20 protein-coding genes and 2 tRNA genes are annotated in these 19,404 nt (G+C 43.1%); 5 read left to right on the top strand and 17 right to left on the bottom strand.

Annotation, left to right across the window (positions count from 1 at the left end):
- Window positions 1–11: 11 nt before the first annotated feature.
- The 4 genes from ARA78_RS02490 to thyA all read right to left on the bottom strand — a co-directional run bounded on the left by ARA78_RS02490 (window position 12) and on the right by thyA (window position 3,633).
- Window positions 12–1,001 (bottom strand): rhomboid family intramembrane serine protease, encoded by a 990-nt coding sequence (locus ARA78_RS02490; protein ID WP_238050297.1) that lies wholly within the window; start codon window positions 999–1,001, stop codon window positions 12–14.
- Window positions 1,002–1,028: 27 nt separating this feature from the next.
- Window positions 1,029–2,138, bottom strand: coding sequence for a heavy metal-binding domain-containing protein (locus tag ARA78_RS02485; protein WP_022216390.1), 1,110 nt, complete (start codon window positions 2,136–2,138; stop codon window positions 1,029–1,031).
- 121 nt (window positions 2,139–2,259) lie between these two features.
- The gene (locus ARA78_RS02480) at window positions 2,260–2,760 is read right to left on the bottom strand and encodes a dihydrofolate reductase (protein ID WP_055279929.1); all 501 of its coding nucleotides are present in this window, start codon (window positions 2,758–2,760) and stop codon (window positions 2,260–2,262) included.
- A gap of 42 nt (window positions 2,761–2,802) precedes the next feature.
- A complete protein-coding gene (gene thyA, locus ARA78_RS02475) occupies window positions 2,803–3,633 on the bottom strand; it encodes a thymidylate synthase (protein WP_022216389.1) in 831 nt (276 codons plus the stop codon).
- A gap of 155 nt (window positions 3,634–3,788) precedes the next feature.
- On the opposite strand from thyA, the gene ARA78_RS02470 reads away from it, so the two are divergent.
- The gene (locus ARA78_RS02470; protein WP_015535007.1) at window positions 3,789–4,190 is read left to right on the top strand and encodes a helix-turn-helix domain-containing protein; all 402 of its coding nucleotides are present in this window, start codon (window positions 3,789–3,791) and stop codon (window positions 4,188–4,190) included.
- 60 nt (window positions 4,191–4,250) lie between these two features.
- Complete coding sequence (locus ARA78_RS02465) at window positions 4,251–4,694, top strand: helix-turn-helix domain-containing protein (RefSeq protein ID WP_015535008.1); 444 nt, start codon at window positions 4,251–4,253, stop codon at window positions 4,692–4,694.
- Window positions 4,695–4,699: 5 nt separating this feature from the next.
- Here ARA78_RS02465 and ARA78_RS02460 read toward each other — a convergent pair whose 3' ends face one another.
- The 5 genes from ARA78_RS02460 to ARA78_RS02440 all read right to left on the bottom strand — a co-directional run bounded on the left by ARA78_RS02460 (window position 4,700) and on the right by ARA78_RS02440 (window position 12,554).
- Window positions 4,700–5,578 (bottom strand): TIGR01212 family radical SAM protein, encoded by an 879-nt coding sequence (locus ARA78_RS02460; RefSeq protein ID WP_022216388.1) that lies wholly within the window; start codon window positions 5,576–5,578, stop codon window positions 4,700–4,702.
- 27 nt (window positions 5,579–5,605) lie between these two features.
- Window positions 5,606–7,252 (bottom strand): putative manganese-dependent inorganic diphosphatase, encoded by a 1,647-nt coding sequence (locus ARA78_RS02455; RefSeq protein ID WP_055279928.1) that lies wholly within the window; start codon window positions 7,250–7,252, stop codon window positions 5,606–5,608.
- 170 nt (window positions 7,253–7,422) lie between these two features.
- Window positions 7,423–10,629: a carbamoyl-phosphate synthase large subunit gene (carB, locus tag ARA78_RS02450; RefSeq protein ID WP_055144327.1), complete on the bottom strand. Its 3,207-nt coding sequence runs from the start codon at window positions 10,627–10,629 to the stop codon at window positions 7,423–7,425.
- Entirely contained in the window at window positions 10,629–11,702 is a 1,074-nt protein-coding gene (locus ARA78_RS02445) for a carbamoyl phosphate synthase small subunit (protein WP_022216387.1), read from the bottom strand. Before ARA78_RS02445 ends, carB begins: the two co-directional genes overlap by 1 nt.
- A gap of 192 nt (window positions 11,703–11,894) precedes the next feature.
- Window positions 11,895–12,554: an epoxyqueuosine reductase QueH gene (locus ARA78_RS02440; protein ID WP_082418038.1), complete on the bottom strand. Its 660-nt coding sequence runs from the start codon at window positions 12,552–12,554 to the stop codon at window positions 11,895–11,897.
- 164 nt (window positions 12,555–12,718) lie between these two features.
- Here ARA78_RS02440 and ARA78_RS02435 point away from each other — a divergent pair, with 164 nt between their 5' ends.
- Complete coding sequence (locus ARA78_RS02435; RefSeq protein WP_022216385.1) at window positions 12,719–12,949, top strand: hypothetical protein; 231 nt, start codon at window positions 12,719–12,721, stop codon at window positions 12,947–12,949.
- Window positions 12,950–13,047: 98 nt separating this feature from the next.
- Here the strand turns inward: ARA78_RS02435 and ARA78_RS02430 are convergent, their stop codons facing one another.
- The 7 genes from ARA78_RS02430 to ARA78_RS02400 all read right to left on the bottom strand — a co-directional run bounded on the left by ARA78_RS02430 (window position 13,048) and on the right by ARA78_RS02400 (window position 16,672).
- Window positions 13,048–13,464: a putative ABC transporter permease gene (locus ARA78_RS02430; protein ID WP_022216384.1), complete on the bottom strand. Its 417-nt coding sequence runs from the start codon at window positions 13,462–13,464 to the stop codon at window positions 13,048–13,050.
- 55 nt (window positions 13,465–13,519) lie between these two features.
- On the bottom strand, window positions 13,520–14,041 hold the full coding sequence (locus ARA78_RS02425) for a DUF6106 family protein (protein WP_022216383.1): 522 nt from the start codon (window positions 14,039–14,041) through the stop codon (window positions 13,520–13,522).
- A gap of 67 nt (window positions 14,042–14,108) precedes the next feature.
- A complete protein-coding gene (gene ispF / locus ARA78_RS02420; RefSeq protein WP_022216382.1) occupies window positions 14,109–14,663 on the bottom strand; it encodes a 2-C-methyl-D-erythritol 2,4-cyclodiphosphate synthase in 555 nt (184 codons plus the stop codon).
- Window positions 14,664–14,722: 59 nt separating this feature from the next.
- Window positions 14,723–14,796 (bottom strand) — tRNA-Met (locus tag ARA78_RS02415).
- Window positions 14,797–14,808: 12 nt separating this feature from the next.
- Window positions 14,809–14,881: transfer RNA gene (locus tag ARA78_RS02410), tRNA-Val, on the bottom strand.
- 92 nt (window positions 14,882–14,973) lie between these two features.
- Window positions 14,974–15,507 carry a DUF1700 domain-containing protein gene (locus ARA78_RS02405; RefSeq protein ID WP_022216381.1) on the bottom strand — a complete coding sequence of 178 codons (534 nt, stop codon included), beginning with the start codon at window positions 15,505–15,507 and terminating at the stop codon, window positions 14,974–14,976.
- Window positions 15,508–15,544: 37 nt separating this feature from the next.
- The gene (locus ARA78_RS02400; RefSeq protein WP_055222716.1) at window positions 15,545–16,672 is read right to left on the bottom strand and encodes a transglutaminase domain-containing protein; all 1,128 of its coding nucleotides are present in this window, start codon (window positions 16,670–16,672) and stop codon (window positions 15,545–15,547) included.
- Window positions 16,673–16,845: 173 nt separating this feature from the next.
- Between ARA78_RS02400 and argH the strand changes: the two genes are divergently transcribed.
- The gene (gene argH, locus ARA78_RS02395) at window positions 16,846–18,255 is read left to right on the top strand and encodes an argininosuccinate lyase (RefSeq protein WP_055222718.1); all 1,410 of its coding nucleotides are present in this window, start codon (window positions 16,846–16,848) and stop codon (window positions 18,253–18,255) included.
- 5 nt (window positions 18,256–18,260) lie between these two features.
- Window positions 18,261–18,458 (top strand): hypothetical protein, encoded by a 198-nt coding sequence (locus tag ARA78_RS02390; protein WP_015535016.1) that lies wholly within the window; start codon window positions 18,261–18,263, stop codon window positions 18,456–18,458.
- A gap of 86 nt (window positions 18,459–18,544) precedes the next feature.
- Here the strand turns inward: ARA78_RS02390 and sigG are convergent, their stop codons facing one another.
- Entirely contained in the window at window positions 18,545–19,327 is a 783-nt protein-coding gene (gene sigG / locus ARA78_RS02385) for an RNA polymerase sporulation sigma factor SigG (RefSeq protein ID WP_022216377.1), read from the bottom strand.
- Window positions 19,328–19,404: the final 77 nt, after the last annotated feature.

Genomic DNA, 19,404 nt, shown 5'->3' with positions numbered 1-19,404 from the left:
GTATTATTTTATCATAAACGGCTATTCTTTACAACCTTTTGATTGGTCAGCAAAAGGACTATCCCGGCCACTAACCCGGCCGCAAATCCCGCCACATGGGCAACATTATCAATACCTTCTGACATCTTTCCGTTAACCAGTGTCAGAATAAATAATATAAGCATATTAATAAGTGACAGATCCTTCACCCGGCCCTTATTATAAAATGCTATGACAACCAGCACTCCCAGAAGACCAAATATCGCTCCGGATGCACCAGCCGAGTAAGCATATGTATTATTATAAAAACAATCTATGTATGATGCAAATGACGCAGTAAGACCCGTGGCAATATAAACTATGATATAATTGAATCTGCCTATTATATTCTCAACCCTCGCACCGAGTGCGATCAAAATCACCATATTTCCAACCAGATGTGCTATTCCAAAATGTGTAAACATTGATGTCAGGAATCTGTAATATTGTCCTTTTTCTGATATCGCAAGCACTTCCACAGCCAGTTCCGTAGGTTGATATACAAAGATACATGCAACGTACACCAGAATATTTATCAACAGTAATATCGGTGTTACAACACCGAACATTCTTATCAGATTGTGCTGGGATCTGCGGTTATCCACCACCGTTTTTTTATCGATCACATCATAGAGTGAGTCAAAGTCAGTGGGCTGATTCTCAAATATATACAGCTTTCCGTAATCCTCCGCGAACAGCCAGACATTGTCCAGTTCTTCAACTATCTTTTTTGTCATATCATCAAACATTCCGTTTGGAGTGATGAGTATATTGAGAAGATTGACTTTTATATGCGAATCCGAAGAAACATCAAGCAATATTTTATTATTGAACTTTTTCAGAGTCTCAGAATCAAGATTATGATTACTGCCTATAACAACAATATATACGGCATCGCTGTCTGCTCTGCCGTATACATTGTTACTTTCCGGATTGAGTTGTCTGTAACCCTTCTCCTTAAGATTTTTTATTATCTGTACCATGTACTGTTGCATATCGTCTTATAATCCCTATAATCCAAGGAAGAGATTCTCAACTTTCTCGATAACAGAGTCCTTCATGGATCCTCTGCTCTTCTCGTAATTAAGACCGGACTCCATGATCTCAAGAAGCTGCATTCTCATTCCTGTATCAATGTCCTTGATGTACTTCATGAGTACATCCTTGATCTCTATTACATACTCTTTTGTCTTCATCTCTTCAAGCATAGGCTCGTAGTTGAATGTGATAGAGTTCTTCATCTCATCCTGCTTTCTTCCACAGATCACACATTCCTCTGCGCCGCCTTCGTTTACGTGTCCACAGTTACATGTCCACACAAGTCCGTCTGACTTGTAGTTTGCAACTGCATCAATTCCCTTTTTGAGCTTGAGTGCCTTAAACTTAACGTCAGACATCTCAATTCCGATAGAATCCGCATCTATCTCGTATACTCCGCTGGCCTTGACATACTTCTTGATGTATACCTTGACGGAGGATATCATCTTTATATACTTGTCCGGAAGCTTACACTCCACATAATCCGACTTGAGGAGCTTGAGGTTGGTCTTATCAAATGTAAAATCAACATCCGGCAGTGTTATATTGTCACCATAGATATTGGTGAACTGAAGCTCTGCCTTAAGTGCCTTTATATCGTCGTTATTGTAGTTGTTGAACCACACGGAAATCTTTGTTCCCTTGCCCTCTGATGCAAGCACCACCTTTGATGCTCTTGGCACGAGCAGGTCGTAATAGTTTCTTACATATATCTCGTTTCTGATGAAGCTGCTCTTGTCAAATTCCGACTTGTACTGCTCCTTTATGTTTACCAGAGTTCCACTGGCAACAACAGCAGTTACGTTGTTGGTGTATTCCTCAACACCTGTTCTGAATCCAACTACAGCATTGTACTTCGTCTCACGGACCATATCTGTGAAATTATTGATTGTTTCATTGAGGATCTCATCGATCTTCTCCTGATAGATATCTCTTCTATCCGTGGCAATATCCGCAATAGATGTTCCGAAATCCTTCAAAAAGTTGGAATTAAGTATCGTCTGTGTGAACTTGTATGTTCCATAGCCAACGATATCATATCCCTCAAAGCTTGTTCCCGATGTAATTAATACTTCCTTCATTAGCGCACCTCCCAAATATAAAAAAATTGTATCACAATAATCTTCATTTAACAAATGTTTTTTGTGAATTTTTAATCAAAAAAAGGTGCTTTTTTGTGAATATTATAAAAATAATTATAATTTATTTCTTCAGGTCACTATTTTTATATGTGACAAATGTGAAATTCACCTCTGACACATCCTCACCCGGTCTCTCATCCGTCACATCCCAGTTGTCCAGTTTGTCGAGATTCGAAATGAAGGCATCGGCCTCAAATTCCCTGTCTATTTTGGTGATTACTGCCTCATCACAATATGGTATGAGCTCATCGTAGATAGTCTGTCCGCCTATGACAAAAATGTCATCCGTATCATATTTTGCCAGTTCTGTAAACAGTTCGTCCATAGAGTGGACAACCACCGCATCCTCAACTGCATATTCAGGATTCCTGCTGAGAATTATATTTGCCCTTCCCTTGAGTGGTCTTCCGCCCGGAAACTCCTCCAGAGTCTTCCTTCCGAGAACAACGACATGCCCCATCGTGGTCTGTCTGAAATTTCTCTGATCCTCCGATATCCTTATCAGTAATCTGCCTTTATTTCCAATGGCCCAATTCTTATCTACCGCTGCAATAAACTTCATATGTCCTCCATCTGTATAATTCCCGTCCCATGCTTCATAGTCTTATATCGCAATAGGAATATTCTTAATCTGTGGTCCTGTCTCATAGTCTTCTATCCTGAAATCATCCAGAGTAAAGTCATAGAAATCTTTGACATCCGGATTCATATAGAACTTTGGAGCAGGATGTGTAGGTCTTGTTATCAGCTCCTTGACTATCGGTATATGTCTGTCATATATGTGTGCATCCGCGATCACATGTACCAGTTCTCCCGGCTTAAAGCCCGTGACCTGGGCAAGCATATGTACCAGTACCGCATACTGGACAACATTCCAGTTGTTGGCCGCAAGCACATCCTGGGATCTCTGATTCAGTATAGCGTTGAGCCTGTCCCCTGTTACATTGAATGTCATGCTGTACGCGCACGGATACAGATTCATCTCACTCAAGTCCTGATGAACATATATGTTAGTGAGCATTCTTCTGCTGTATGGGTTATTCTTAAGGTCATATATCAGTCTGTCCACCTGATCCATCATGCCCTCTTTATATTTATGCTTTACACCAAGCTGATATCCATATGCTTTTCCTATGGAACCGTTCTCATCTGCCCAACTGTCCCATATATGGCTTTTGAGATCATGAACATTATTTGACTTTTTCTGCCAGATCCAGAGCAGCTCATCAATAGCCGACTTCACATACGTCTTTCTAAGTGTTATCGCAGGAAATTCCTTTGACAGATCATACCTGTTGACAACACCAAAACGCTTTATGGTGTAGGCATATGTTCCATCTTCCCACTTTGGTCTGACCTTCTCCCCCTCCGTACTATATCCATTATCGATTATATCTTTACACATGTTTATAAAGAGATCATCTGCAAGACTCATTTTGGTAACCTCCGATTGTTTTTTCAGATAATTATATCATACTCTCCATCCCACATGTGATTAATTATTACATCAAACAACACTTTTATTACATTTTGATTTACAACGGACTATTTTTGTGTACAATGCAGAAAAACATTCAAAGGAGGTGAAACATGAAACCACATTCATCCAATCCACTACCTGCCCTTCTCAGATATTTCAGACAGAAGGCAGGACTCACACAGCAGGATGTCGCAGCAGCGCTATCTATTTCCAGATCCGGATATGCCAACTACGAGGAAGGGAGAAACATCCCTAATATAGAACAGGCCATAAAGCTGTCAGAGCTTCTCAACCACGATTTTCTATATGCATACACCCTGTCATCAAGATACATGCAGGGGCATCCAAAGCCACTACAGATCGTCATGGAGGACAATTCATACATGACCGCCATAGAATCTAACCAGAGCACAGCAGACATGCTGGGCAATTACAGATCTCTCAGCGACAGCGACCGTCAACTTATAGACACATTTGTGGCAAATCTAGCATCTAAAAATTCCAGACTGTAGATCCAGTATTATACCCACCAATTACAGTAAATATTATTTTTAAGGAGAAAACAGGAAAATATGAAAAAAAGAAAAGAACGCAACATTGATCCGTCGGTGTATGAAGACGATTCATCCGATCAGGATTTTAACTGTGCAGTGATAGGCGGCGCACTGAAGTCTCTAAGGCGCAGCCACGGAAAAAGGCAGCAGGAAATAGCCGCCATCTTGAAGGTGTCCGTCTCCGCCTACTCGCACTATGAATGTGGAGAGCGAATCCCGGATCTCATAAATCTTATCAGAATATCCAATTTATACAGTATTAATATGAGTCATCTGGTGCTGCTCACCTGCATCGATATAGCAAAGAAAAATAAGATGGACATCAGCGAAGTGTTCCTCGCCTACAGCCACGGCAGGACTCTTCCACCGGAAGCGACAGGAATAATGTCCGACTGTGATCAGCTTGACGACAACGGCAGGGAAAATCTCAGGCTGTTTTTAAAGTCTGCACTGAGCTGCTAGCAGACTCACAATTTCGAAATAATACGGTTCAAATCGTTTATAACTCTCTTCTTATCAGCACTCCACAGAGGCGCAACAAGAATATTCTTAGGCCCATCCCCGGTGAACCTGTGAACAACCATATCAGGAGGAAGCTCTTTAAGACAATCACACAAAATATCTGCGTATTCAGCAAATGTCAGTGCACGGAACACTCCTTCCTCATACATTTTTTCAAGAACAGTTCCCCTGAGGACATGAAGCAGTTGGAGCTTTATACCATTTGCGCCGCTTCGCACTATGTACCTTACCGTATCAATCATATCCTCCTTCGTCTCACCGGGCAGGCCTATTATCATATGAACTATAATGTGAACTCCCAGTTCTCTGAGTCTGTTCATCGTCTCATCATACACACTTATGTCATAACACCTGTTGATGAGCTGTGCTGTCCTGTCATTTGCTGTCTGGAGGCCAAGTTCTATCCACACAGGTTTAACAGCTATTATATCTTTTATCATATCTATGACCTCCGGGCCAAAGCAGTCCGGTCTGGAGGCTATCGATACAGCCGCAATGTCATCCCTTCTTGCAGCCGCCAGAAACTTTTCGCGCAAAGCATCGACGTCACCGTATGTATTTGTATATGACTGGAAATACGCTATATATCTGTCGCATTTGCATTTGCCTGATATCCTCTTTTTTGCCAGTTCTATCTGTTCATCTATGCTCATGACTGCATCCTCAGAGAAATCTCCCGAGCCGCTGGCACTGCAAAAAATACAGCCACCTGTCCCGGCTTTACCATCACGATTGGGACAGGTGGTTCCTGCATTCAATGATATCTTATATAATTTCTCTCCAAATGTATCTCTTATATACGCATTTGTTGTATATATATCCATACTGTTACCTTCTATATACGATCCTGTCTATATCTGATGTGTCGCCTTTACAAGAGCAGGAACTATCTGTTTCTTTCTTGATACAACACCGGGAAGATATGCATAGCTATCCTCAAGCTGCACATCAAATGCTTTGCTGCACAGTTCCTGTGCATTCTCTCCCACGCATATGATACCTGAGCCCTCCTGAAGAATATTGGTCATTGCAAACAGGACCACATCACAGCCAGGCTCCATATATCCACCGAGGAATTCACGCATACCGTTTCTTATTCTGTCTATCTCTTTCTCGTTGACGGAATTGATCTGTCCAACAGCAACAACCATATCTCCAATGTCGAATTTCTTGAAATCCTGATGAAGTATCTCATCCATGGTCTTGTCCTTGAGGTTGCTTCCCGCGTCGAACATCTCCATGGCAAATTCATATATGTCTATCTCTGCAAGCCTTGCAAGCTCCTTTGCAGCAGCCTCGTCTATGAATGTACACGTCGGAGACTTGAATGCCAGTGTATCGGAAAGTATCGCTGCGCAGAGAAGTCCAGCTATCGGCTTATCTATCTTGACATTCTGCTCTTTATACATCTGATAGATGATCGTAGCAGTACATCCAAGTGGCTGATTTCTGAAATACACAGGATTCATGGTCTCTATATTCGCGATCCTGTGGTGGTCGATTATCTCGAGTATCTCGGCATTCTCCACGCCGTCAACAGACTGGGTTCTCTCATTGTGATCAACAAGTATGAGCTGTTTCTTTCTCGCATTGATGTAGTTACGCCTTGATACAAGTCCCTTGTAGTTGCCATAGCCGTCCGTAACCGGAAAGTATCTCACTCTGGTCTTTGCCATGGTCGTCTTAAGTGTATCTATATCGTCATCCTCATAGAATGTCATGATACGGTCTCTTATCATGAAGAATCCGATAGGCATGCTCTGTCCGATAAGTCTGGCAACAGCATAGGTGTCAGTCGGTGTTACGACAACCGCACAGCCCTTGTTCTTAGCAAATTCCAGGACGACATCAGATATGCTGTTCACAAGACAGACTATGAGCATGCTCGCCCCGCAGTTTATGGCTGCAAGCTGGGCTTCGACTCTGTCACTCACTATGACTATGTCATTTTCCTTGACATGTCTCTCGAGAATGTCGACCTGGGCAGCTCCCACGATCACTCTTCCATCCTTAACATATCCGTCGGCGTCACCGTACACAAGCTCGCCATTTATAGTATCTATTATGTGTGAGAACTTTGTACCAGCTATGAACAGGGAATTATCATCCTTCTCAAGCATATATGCCTCAGCGATATCTCCAACAGTTATGATTCCTTTTATCTTGCCGTTATTGACGACCGGAAGTGTCGTGGCGTCGTTATCCTGCATTATCTCAAATGCTCTCTTCATGGTGATGTCTCCCGACACACCATCAACTATTCTGTATGCTATATCCTTCACCTGTACATTTACATTGCTCACAAGTGCCGGCGCCTGCACACCAAAATAATCAAGGACAAACTGTGTCTCTTTATTTATATTTCCAGCTCTCTTTGGAATGTATTTGTTCTCATGCTGATTTTTCAGATGGGCGTACGCAATCGCTGAACATATAGAATCCGTATCCGGATTCTTATGTCCTATGACAAACACCTCATCTGTAGGAACATTATGCATATTTCACCTCTTATTTCTATCAATTATAATGTATTCATTTCTATGCCACGCAGGGAAGATGCCTTGTGACATCCCACATGCTAACAAGCATAAATTGAATGAGGCAAAATGACAACCCCTTTTAACGTTGTTTATCATTTTGCCCCATTTTTTATCTGTTTAATCAGAACTTATATCTCGCTTATATCCACGAGTGAAAGCTTTGTGGTATCAGCGGTCTCAAGGCTTGTGAGCAGCGCATCGGCTGTATCAAGGCTTGTAAGACATGTAACACCTGTCTCAACTGCGTGACGTCTGATAATAAATCCATCCTTGCTTCTATCAACACCCTGTGATGGAGTGTCGATTATCAGATCGATCTCATGGCTCAGTATCAGGTCAAGCAGATTTGGTGATGGCTCCTCAACCTTGTTGATGAGCTTTGCAGGAACACCATTCTCATTGAGAACTCTGCATGTGCTTCTTGTTGAATATATCTCATATCCAAGAGCAGCAAATCTCTTACCGATATTTATAGCATCCATCTTATCTGAGTCCTTGACTGTGAGGATCATCTTCTTGGTTTTTGGAAGATTGATTCCGGCTCCAAGGAATGCCTTGTACAGAGCCTCATTGTAGTTCTTGGATATACCAAGGCACTCTCCTGTTGACTTCATCTCAGGTCCAAGGCTTATCTCAGCGCCTCTGATCTTCTCAAATGAGAATACAGGCTTCTTGATTGCGAAATACTCTGACTCCGGCTGAAGACCAGGTGTGTAACCCATATCCTTGATCTTCTCACCTGTGATAACACGTGTTGCAAGATCTACGATAGGTATTCCTGTTACCTTGCTTATATATGGAACTGTACGGCTTGAACGAGGATTTACCTCTATTACATATACCTCATCATTGTATGCAATAAACTGTATATTTATAAGTCCGATTACGTGCAGGCTGTTTGCAAGCTTCTTGGTGTAATCAGCGATGACTCTCTTTGTCTTTGGTGAGAGTGTCTGTGCAGGATATACCGAGATACTGTCTCCTGAATGTATTCCGGCTCTCTCAACATGCTCCATGATACCAGGGATAAGTATGTCATCTCCATCACATACAGCATCGACTTCGACCTCTTTACCCATGATGTACTTATCTACAAGTATTGGGTGCTCCTGGGTATGTCTGTTGATGATATCCATGAACTCTATGATATCCTTATCAGAGATTGCGATCTGCATTCCCTGTCCACCGAGAACGTATGAAGGTCTTACAAGTACCGGATAACCCAGCTCATTTGCAGCCTCAAGCGCCTGCTCTCTTGTAAATACCGTCTTACCAGCAGGTCTTGGTATACAGCACTTCTCAAGGATCTCATCGAAGAGCTCTCTGTCCTCTGCTGCATCTACATTCTCTGCACTTGTTCCAAGGATTGGTACCCCCATCTCCATGAGTGCCTCTGTGAGCTTGATAGCGGTCTGTCCACCGAACTGTACAACAGCTCCATCCGGATGCTCCAGATTTACTATAGCCTCAACATCCTCCGCTGTAAGAGGCTCAAAGTAAAGCTTGTTTGCTATATCAAAGTCTGTACTGACTGTCTCAGGGTTGTTGTTGACGATGATTGTCTCGTAACCCTTTCTCTCAAATGCCCATGTGCTGTGAACTGAACAGTAATCGAACTCGATACCCTGTCCGATTCTGATCGGGCCTGAACCAAGTACCATTACTTTCTTCTTTGAGTTATCCTCAGCGACCTCGTTCTCCAGAGAATCAAAGCATGAATAGTAATATGGAGTCATGGCATCAAACTCTGCTGCACATGTATCAACCATCTTGAAGTGTGCTGTTACACCGTAGTCGTAACGCATCTGTCTGATCTCTTTCTCTGTCTTGCCTGTGAGTCTCGCGATAACCTTGTCAGGGAACTCAACTCTCTTGATCTCCTTCATTAGCTCCTTGGAGATATCTCCCTTGGACTCGATTATCTTTCTCTCAGCCTTAACAAGGTTGTGGATCTTGTCTATGAACCATCTGTCGATCTTGGTGATGTCATAGATCTGATCGTATGATATTCCACGTCTGATAGCCTCAGCTATGACATAGATACGTCTGTCATCAACATGTCCGAGAAGCTTTATAACCTCTTCGTCTGTCATATCCTTGTATCTGCTTGACCAGAGACTGTCTACATGCTGCTCCAGTGAACGGAGAGCCTTCATAAGTGCACCCTCAAAGTTTGTACAGATACTCATAACCTCACCGGTTGCCTTCATCTGTGTTGTCAGATCATGGTCAGCGGCGATGAATTTATCAAATGGAAGTCTAGGGATCTTGACAACCACGTAATCAAGTGCCGGCTCAAAGCTGGCATATGTCTTCTTTGTAATAGCGTTCTTGATCTCATCCAAGTTGTATCCAAGGGCTATCTTGGCAGATACCTTTGCAATAGGATATCCGGTTGCCTTTGATGCAAGTGCTGATGATCTTGAAACTCTTGGGTTTACCTCGATAACACAATACTCAAATGAATTAGGATTCAGAGCAAACTGAACGTTACATCCACCCTTGATGTTGAGCTCTGAGATAATGTTCAGTGCTGAGCTTCTGAGCATCTGGTACTCCTTGTCACCAAGTGTCTGTGATGGAGCCACGACTATAGAGTCTCCAGTGTGTACTCCGACAGGATCAAGGTTCTCCATGTTACATACGGTTATACATGTACCATTTGCATCACGCATAACCTCGTACTCGATCTCCTTCCATCCTGCGATACATCTCTCGACAAGAACCTGTCCTACACGTGAAAGTCTCAGACCGTTCATGAGGATCTCCTTGAACTCTTCCTCATTCTCAGCGATACCACCACCTGAACCTCCAAGTGTATATGCAGGACGGAGAACTACAGGGTATCCAATCTTCTTGACAAAGTTAAGACCGCCCTGAACTGTTGTAACGACCTCTGAAGGTGCTACAGGCTCATGGATCTTCTCCATAGTCTTCTTGAACTCAAGTCTGTCCTCGGCCTTCTTGATGGTCGTTGATGATGTTCCTATGAGAAGCACGTCATGCTCTCTGAGGAAACCTGACTCATCAAGCTCCATGGCGATGTTGAGGGCTGCCTGACCGCCGAGTGTCGGCAGAAGGCTGTCCGGCTTCTCCTTCTCAATGATAGCCTTTACAACATCAACCGTAAGAGGCTCAATATATACCTTATCTGCTATATCCTTGTCCGTCATGATGGTTGCAGGGTTTGAGTTGATGAGGACAACGCACAGTCCCTCTTCCTTAAGAGAACGGCACGCCTGTGTTCCGGCGTAATCAAACTCAGCAGCCTGACCGATGACTATAGGACCTGATCCGATAACTACAACCTTTTTTATATTAGGATTCTTTGGCATTACTTTGACACCTCCATCATATTCATAAATGTATCAAACAGTGAATCTGTATCCAGCGGACCTGCACATGCCTCCGGATGGAACTGAACTGTCTGTGCATTCTTTCCAAGATAGTGAACTCCCTCTACTGTTCCGTCATTTACATTGACGAAGCTGACCTCTGCGATCTTTCTGTCGAGGCTGTCTTCCTTGACCATATATCCGTGATTCTGTGTTGAAATATATACCTTGCCGGTCTTCATATCTCTTACAGGATGGTTTGCACCTCTGTGTCCGTACTTCATCTTCTCTGTATCACCGCCGTTGGCAAGCGCCATGAGCTGATGTCCAAGACATATAGCAAAAATTGGAATATCTGTATCGAAAAGCTTCTTTACCTGAGCTATTGTGACCTTACACTCCTTTGGATCTCCAGGACCATTTGTAAGCATGATTCCGTCCGGAGCGTCTGCGATGATCTCCTCAGCAGGTGTCTCTGCAGGATATACAGTAACCTGACAACCTCTTGCAAGGAGGGACTTGACGATGTTCTTTTTAACACCGAGATCGATGACTGCAACCTTGAATCCGTCACCAGGATAGAATATTTTCTCCTTACATGTAACATCGAGAACAACATGTCCCATCTTCCATGCCTTAATACGCTTCATGCACTCATCAAAATCATAATTCTCATCAGTTGTGATCATACCTCTCATGGTACCATCTTTCCTGAGGATCTTGGTAAGTGTTCTGGTATCTATTCCTTCTATACCAGTTATATTATTCTCAACAAGAAATTCGTTTATGGTCATCTCGCTTCTGAAATTACTAGGAGTCTTGCAGAGCTCTCTAACAATGAATCCTGACTGCCAAGGTCTGCCAGCCTCCATATCCTCTCTGCATACACCGTAGTTGCCTATAAGCGGATATGTCATACATACTGACTGCCCTGCATATGATGGATCTGTAAGAATTTCCAGATAGCCGGTCATCGAAGTATTGAATACTATCTCACTGATTATCTCATCAGTAGAGCCAATACTTTTACCTTCAAACACGTGTCCGTCTTCAAGTATCAAAAAAGCTTTCATAATCGTATTCCTTTCGTTTTTTCTATTTTTGCTCAAAAAAAAAGAGTGAAAACGGGGGAAACGCTTGAGATAACCCACATTTATTGGCCTCTTTTTTCTTAATTTAATAAATACTACCACATTTGACAAGGCGGTACAATATTTTTTTCGATATATTTTTTATTTTTGTGTTCACGGCAAAAATCTTGTTTTTTATTCAATATTTTTATTAATTTTTTCATCTCTGAGCTCAGCAGCCCGTCTGCTAAATTCACATCCACAGAAATTCTGTCTGTATAATCCATATTCCTTTGACAGCTCTATCGAGTGCTTATATCCATTTTTCTTCTTGAAATCACTGAACAGATAATCTATGTCGTATTTCCTGCTCATCTCTGCACCTATCTCGTTCAGCCAGTCCGCATTCTTGTGGGGGCTTATCGACAATGTGGTCGTAAATACGTCATATTCATTTTTCTTCGCATGGATCGCGCTCTTCTCAAGTCTCAGCTTATAGCAGTCATAGCACCTGAGTCCTCTCTCAGGAAGATCCTCCCTGCCCTTAGCCATATCCAGAAACACCTGCGGCTCATGCTCCGCCAGTTCGACATCCACTCCTTCCACATATACTTCATGTACAAATCTGTCAAGCTCACGGAATCTTTTTATGTACTCATCGTAATCCGTTATATTTGGATTGTAAAAATAAGCTGTTATGTCAAAATGCTCCGCAAGGACCGACAGACAATGGCTGGAACATGGCGCACAACAGCAGTGCAGCAACAGTTTTTTTCTGCCGCATTGTGTATTTTCACTATCAAATTCAGCTATCTGTCTCTCCATCATTTGATAATAATTTGCATTTTGCATCATTGTTTTCTCCTTTTTTTGTCGATATTTCACACCACATTTTACAACATTCGATTATCTTTTGCACATTTGTGCATGTTTACTAGTTGACTTTGTTATATCTTTACAATATACTGTAGATAGTTACTAAAGCACGTTATGATCATTTATCAATGGAGGTGTAGATTATGACAGTTCAGCAGGCAATTAAAAAGTACAAGTTAGAGCCGCTCAGCGTCAGCGTTGCCAAGGTCAAAGCCAAGGAGCTCAACGTTGATGAAGTTCTTTACATGAATGTGCAGAAGAACAAATATGCGTATATCGTACGCGATTCACGTGGTATAATGTTGTACTCTGATGAGCGCAATCTTTATACTAAGCTTTATAAGGGTTTAAAGATTACTCCCCTTGAATCATAATATTTTCACACGGAATTTATTAAATATGCACACACATGGAATATGGGAAAAAGCTGTTACTCCACTCCCCTATGGAATCAAGAGCTTTTTCCCATATTTTATATTAATCTGTACTCAGGCCTTTCTTCATTATACATATGACACCGTATCTCATCATCCACATATATTATGATCAGCGACAGGAACATCCACAGGATAGAATAAGGCACACATATCTGCCCCGCAAGATTTAACGGCATATCAGAGTAATCCCACACGTTAAGTCCTAGTCTTATATTCACAACATACCCGGTCAGGAACTCCAGCTCAGATATTATCACAGAGGAAACCAGCATCTGCGCAAGTATCCCCATCTTCGGAAACATCTGGTTCAGTCCGCCGCACAAAAGCGTAGCAAGACCTCCACAAATTATCATGGAATAATGGGAATAATGCCTGGCTGATATCTCCAGGAAATAATATATCATCCCACCCGTCATAAATATAGTAAAGCACTTACACACAAAGACCCTCACAGCGACACCTCCTGTATATATACAGTTTAGTATCAACCGTGAGGGTCAATATTATTTATTCTTTATACTTTCCTCTGAAAAAGTTATTTACATGATCAATAGTTCTGTCTGAGAGCTCAAGCTTCACGAATTCAGCCTTGCCGTTCTTGTTGAGGACGAACACATACACACCATCCTGATTCTGCTTATTGCCGGATGTGAAATCCCTGGTCTTTATTGAGCTGTCCTGCTGAAGCTCATTGTCGAGGTAAATGCATCCCTCTTTCGCAATGAACTTTACATCGGCGTTGCTGAAGCTCATGATCTTTTTTCTGCTCTTCTTTGCAATGATCCTTGCGATGTCTATATCCTCATTCACCATTATATATTCATACTCCGTCTCTCTTCTGGAAACAAAAATACCAAATACAACAGCACCTGCAATCGCAACTAAGAATCCAATACTGCCAAAGCCCTGAACGAACATCGCTGCGCCAAGTCCGGCGATCATCAGCACGATTCCGGCAGCCATACCGCAGGTAACACTCGCAGGTGTCTTCGCCTTAACTATATGTTCTGCATAACCATCATTTAACATACCTTTTTTCTCCTTAAGTTCTTTAAAATTCTAAGCCCTTATATTCTAGCATACATGGGCTGTTTTGTCATCTTATTCCCGCTGGACATCCACCGCATCCGCCACAGCCTGCCGTTCTGACAGCTCCGGCATCATCTCCGGCGTAATTAAATGCCGACTCTATGAGGCACACCGCCTGGGAGCTTATTCCAAGTCCCCCTCCGGTAAACCCAAGCTTCTCCTCCGTTGTCGCCTTGATATTGACCTGATCCTTGTCTATACACAGGCAATTACAGATATTCTCCCTCATCTGATCAATGTACGGCGCCATCTTAGGGCTCTGGGCAATTACGGTCGCATCTATGTTCTCGATGATGTAGAGCTTCTCCTCGAGAAGTCTCTTCACTTCTGACAGGAGCTTCATGCTGTCCGCTCCCTTATACCTCTCATCAGTATCAGGGAAATGCTTTCCAATATCCCCCAACGCCGCAGCACCGAGAAGCGCATCCATTATCGCATGAAGAAGTACATCCGCATCGCTGTGTCCAAGGAGTCCTTTCTCATATGGAATCTCAACTCCTCCGATTATAAGTTTTCGTCCCTCAACTAGTCTGTGGACATCGTATCCCATTCCAACTCTCATGTGATATCCTCCTTATATGAATAAAAAAAAGACGGAATGTCTTCCGTCTCATCAAATAGTAGCGAGAGGGGGATTCGAACCCTCGACACTGCGGGTATGAACCGCATGCTCTAGCCAACTGAGCTATCTCGCCATGTCTTGTAAATGGGACCTATAGGGCTCGAACCTATGACCCTCTGCTTGTAAGGCAGATGCTCTCCCAGCTGAGCTAAGATCCCATATTACTTCGTGTCATCGCTGACACCTTTGTTAGTATACTCAAGTGACCATGTTTTGTCAACAACTTTTTTCACTTTTTTTATTTTATTTTTTATCGGCCTCCACCAAACAGGTAAATAATGAGATTCACTATGAACAGAATGATGACAACAGGTATCACGATATACCACACTATCTTAAATCCCAGCCAGATAACTCCAAGCACTATACCTATAACAAGTGCAGCCACAAGAATGAGTATTATCGCTGTCAGCACCTTGCCTATCGGTGAACTGAAATCAAGCTTGCCATAAGCAAAGCTTGTATTGCCCTCGTCGTCCACATTTACATGCCAGCCCTTCTGACTGCTTCCGCTGGCTTTGCGGGTGTTGTAGCTGCCATCATACGAAGAGGATTCTGTATCATAATATCTTCCGCTTGCGCCCTGTCCCTCTGTGTCAATGATCGTCTTGGCGATCAGTCTTGCAGATCCCAGAGATGAACATATCTCCTCCTCTGACTTGCCTGCTTCTTTCTGCTTCTTAAAATAATCCTCATAATAATTTATCGTGTCATAATATGTCTGCGTTGAGACATTTCCATCAAGAGCTTTCTTCAGCTCATCCATAAACTCTCTTTTTCGCATATCGCACCTCCGCGCCATTATGTCAATTCTATTTTTATCACTTCATATTAAGATATACGACGACAACTTTGTAGCCGCCCATATCTTCCACCACATAATTTATAGACCTTATATTGCCATAATTGTACAGAAATGACAAGTCAAATGTTTCGTCATCTGTATATATAGCAGCTTCCAGCACATTACTGCCGCCCATCTGTATCCTTATGCCTTTTTTATACTCATCGAACGAGTCATAGGTATAAAACCTCTTTTTATAGAAATTATACGCTGTGTCGGCACACTCTCTGTAGAATTGCTTTTCCCATGAGTGAGTCAGTTCCAGTGTGCTGTCATCGACATTCACATAGGTGTGCTTCAGATAGCTGCCCATATCCGGCAGCGAGTCATCCCATGTCAGATCCACATTATACCATTCTCCGCCGAGCTCTATCTGATTCCATGCATGAAGTCCTTCCTCCGTGCTTCCGACTACTATGTCACATTTGACGCCCAGACAGGACATGATTATGAAGAACGCCTCAGCGTAGCCGTCGCACACGCTCTGGTGAAGCACCAGCGCTCCATATGCCGTATATGCATCATCATTATTGTCGGGATATCCATAGACACAGTTTTCCACTATATAATCGTGCACGGCGATCTCCTTGTCAAGGTCGCTCATGCCATCTGAAATGTTGTCATTTATAAAGCTGTCGATCACCTCATATATCTGCTTCGCCCTTATGTTGTCCTCCGGGATATCCGTTCCTTCTATATATTTCCTGACAGCATAATAATTATCCGACAGTTCATAGTTGAGCTGTATTGCCAGATATCTTCCCGTCTCGATTATTATCCTGTACGTATCCACTGAGCCGTATGCCGAATCTATATATTTGTTGATGTTGTGCACATCACTTTTCGCCACATTACTTACATAATACATGCCCGACTCGTCTCCGTCCTCCATATCCTGGACAACGGCCGCCCGGAACTCCACCAGGCCATCAAGCATCTGGCTGCTCTTGATCACATTGAAGAACAACCACCGCACTCCCACCATCATCAGCGAGAGAACAACTACAATACTTATAACTCCAAGAATCTTCTTTTTTGTACCCAAACTTCCTGTCAATCCTCCATCCCTGCTTTGCTGCGGTGATCCGCCTGTATATTTTATCATCTGTACTTTTGCGCCGCAAGCACCAACCACGCATTTCCTGTGGTTATAAATAAACCTTATTTGTGTTGATATGCGAACTTTTATGTTGTAAAATGTACGTTGTTTGAAAACTACCTTATAATTTACTCAGTTTTCAACCTAAAACAAAAAAATAACAGAAAAGAGGATTTAATATGGCTCAGCTCTGGGGCGGACGCTTCACAAAAGAAACAGACAAATTAGTATATAACTTTAACGCATCTATTTCATTTGATCAGAAATTCTACAGACAGGATATCCGCGGAAGTATCGCGCATGTAACCATGCTCGCTTCATCCGGTATTCTCACTGACGAGGAAAGAGATCAGATCATAGCGGGACTTAAGGGCATACTGAACGATGTGGAGAACGGTTCTCTGCAGATCACTTCAGAATACGAAGATATACACAGCTTTGTCGAGGCAAATCTCATAGACAGGATCGGCGATGTGGGCAAAAAGCTTCACACCGGACGAAGCAGGAACGACCAGGTTGCATTGGACATGAAGCTCTATGTAAGAGACGAGATCATCGAGCTCAAGGAGCTTATTTACAAGCTTCTGACTACTCTTCACAGACTTATGAATGAGCACATCGACACATACATGCCTGGATTTACTCACCTCCAGAAGGCACAGCCAATAACTCTGGCACATCACTTTGGAGCATACATGGAGATGTTCAAGCGTGACTACGACAGAATGAACGATATATATGACAGAATGAACTACTGTCCTCTCGGATCAGGTGCCCTCGCAGGAACCACATATCCGCTCGACAGAGAGCTCACCGCTTCTCTGCTGGACTTCTACGGTCCGACTCTCAACAGCATGGATTCAGTTGCCGACAGGGATTACTGCATAGAGCTTTTATCCGCCATGTCTACCATCATGATGCATCTCTCACGTTTCTCCGAGGAGATCATCATCTGGAACTCAAATGAATATCAGTTTGTTGAGCTCGATGATTCATACAGCACAGGAAGCTCTATCATGCCACAGAAGAAGAACCCGGATATAGCCGAGCTCGTAAGAGGTAAGACAGGCAGGGTTTACGGTGCTCTCACCTCCCTTCTCACAACCATGAAGGGAATCCCTCTCGCATACAACAAGGACATGCAGGAGGATAAGGAGCTCACATTTGACGCGATAGACACTGTAAAGGGATGTCTCGCACTGTTCACAGGCATGATAGCCACCATGACAGTCAACAAGCCTAGAATGGAAGCATCAGCCAAGAACGGATTCACCAACGCAACAGATGCCGCAGATTACCTTGTAAATCACGGTGTACCTTTCCGTGATGCACACGGCATCGTCGGCCAGCTCGTTCTGAAGTGCATAGAGGAGAACATCTCCCTCGACCAGCTTAGTCTCGACGAGTACAAGGCCATCTGTCCTGTATTTGAAGATGACATATATACAGCCATCAGCATGGAAGAATGTGTTCAGAAGCGTAACACAATCGGTGCTCCGGGACACGCTGCAATGCAGAAGGTGATCGATGCAAACGACAAGTTCTTAGCATGGGCTGAGCAGGATTTAACCAAGCACACCAAGGAGTGATTTTTATGAACAATACAACAAAAGCCAAATACGATATGGCAGAAAAGATGCTCAAGGTCGATATCTCTCTTGAGGAGGTTGCTCTCATGACTGAGCTTCCAATGGAAACCCTGAAAAAAATACAGCATGACATCCAGAAAGACGGACTCGTCACAAGACACGACGTGAAGGATGTCGATCTCGATTCAGGCTACCTTATCTAAGCTTAATCCACATACCGTATAATAAATATCCCCGCTGTTCTCACTATGGCCCAGCGGGGATATTTATATGTGTACAACATTCCGGTTTATTTGTCCTCAAGATACCTTCTAAGACTTTTTATCGCATTCTTCTCGAGGCGGCTGACCTGCGCCTGGGATATGCATATCTCCTCTGCCACCTCCGTCTGGGTCTTTCCCTCAAAAAATCTCAGCCTCACTATATTCTTCTCCCTGTCGCACAGCCTGTCCATAGCCTCTCTGAGATCAAGGTTTTCAACCCACATCTCCTCCTTATTCTTTCTGTCTCTTATCTGATCCATGATGTACAAGGTGTCTCCACCCTCCTGATACACCGGCTCATACAGGGACAGCGGTGCCGATATGGCATCAAGCGACATGACTATATCTTCCTTCGGTATACTTATCTCCTCCGCTATCTCCTCTATCGTCGGCTCCTTATCCTTTGTCTTCTGGAGATTTTCCTTGGCATATATCGCCTTGTAGGCTATATCACGCAATGACCTTGATACTCTTATAGCATTGTTATCTCTGAGATACCTTCTACACTCACCTATGATCATAGGCACAGCGTACGTACTGAATTTGACATTGAGACTTCTGTCAAAATTATCCAACGCCTTGATAAGCCCTATACAGCCAACCTGGAACAGATCATCCGGATTCTCATTTGAACTGCCAAATCTCTGGATCACGCTGAGCACAAGGCGGAGATTCCCCTCTATAAACTCCTCCCGGGCAGAGCTGTCTCCCTGCTCCATCCTGTCAAACAGCATGTTCTTCTCATCCTCTGTAAGATATGGTAATTTCGATGTATTTACACCACATATAACCACTCTGTTCAGCGCCATATCATGTCCCTCCACGTGTTATCTGTCTAACACTAGGATTGTCAGATACATGCCAATTTATTCATATTTGCACCACT

The sequence above is a fragment of the Coprococcus eutactus genome, from assembly GCF_001404675.1.
GTDB lineage: Bacteria > Bacillota > Clostridia > Lachnospirales > Lachnospiraceae > Coprococcus > Coprococcus aceti.
The sequence above is the reverse complement of the archived record's forward strand: the minus strand, read 5'-3'. Positions and strand labels throughout refer to the sequence as shown.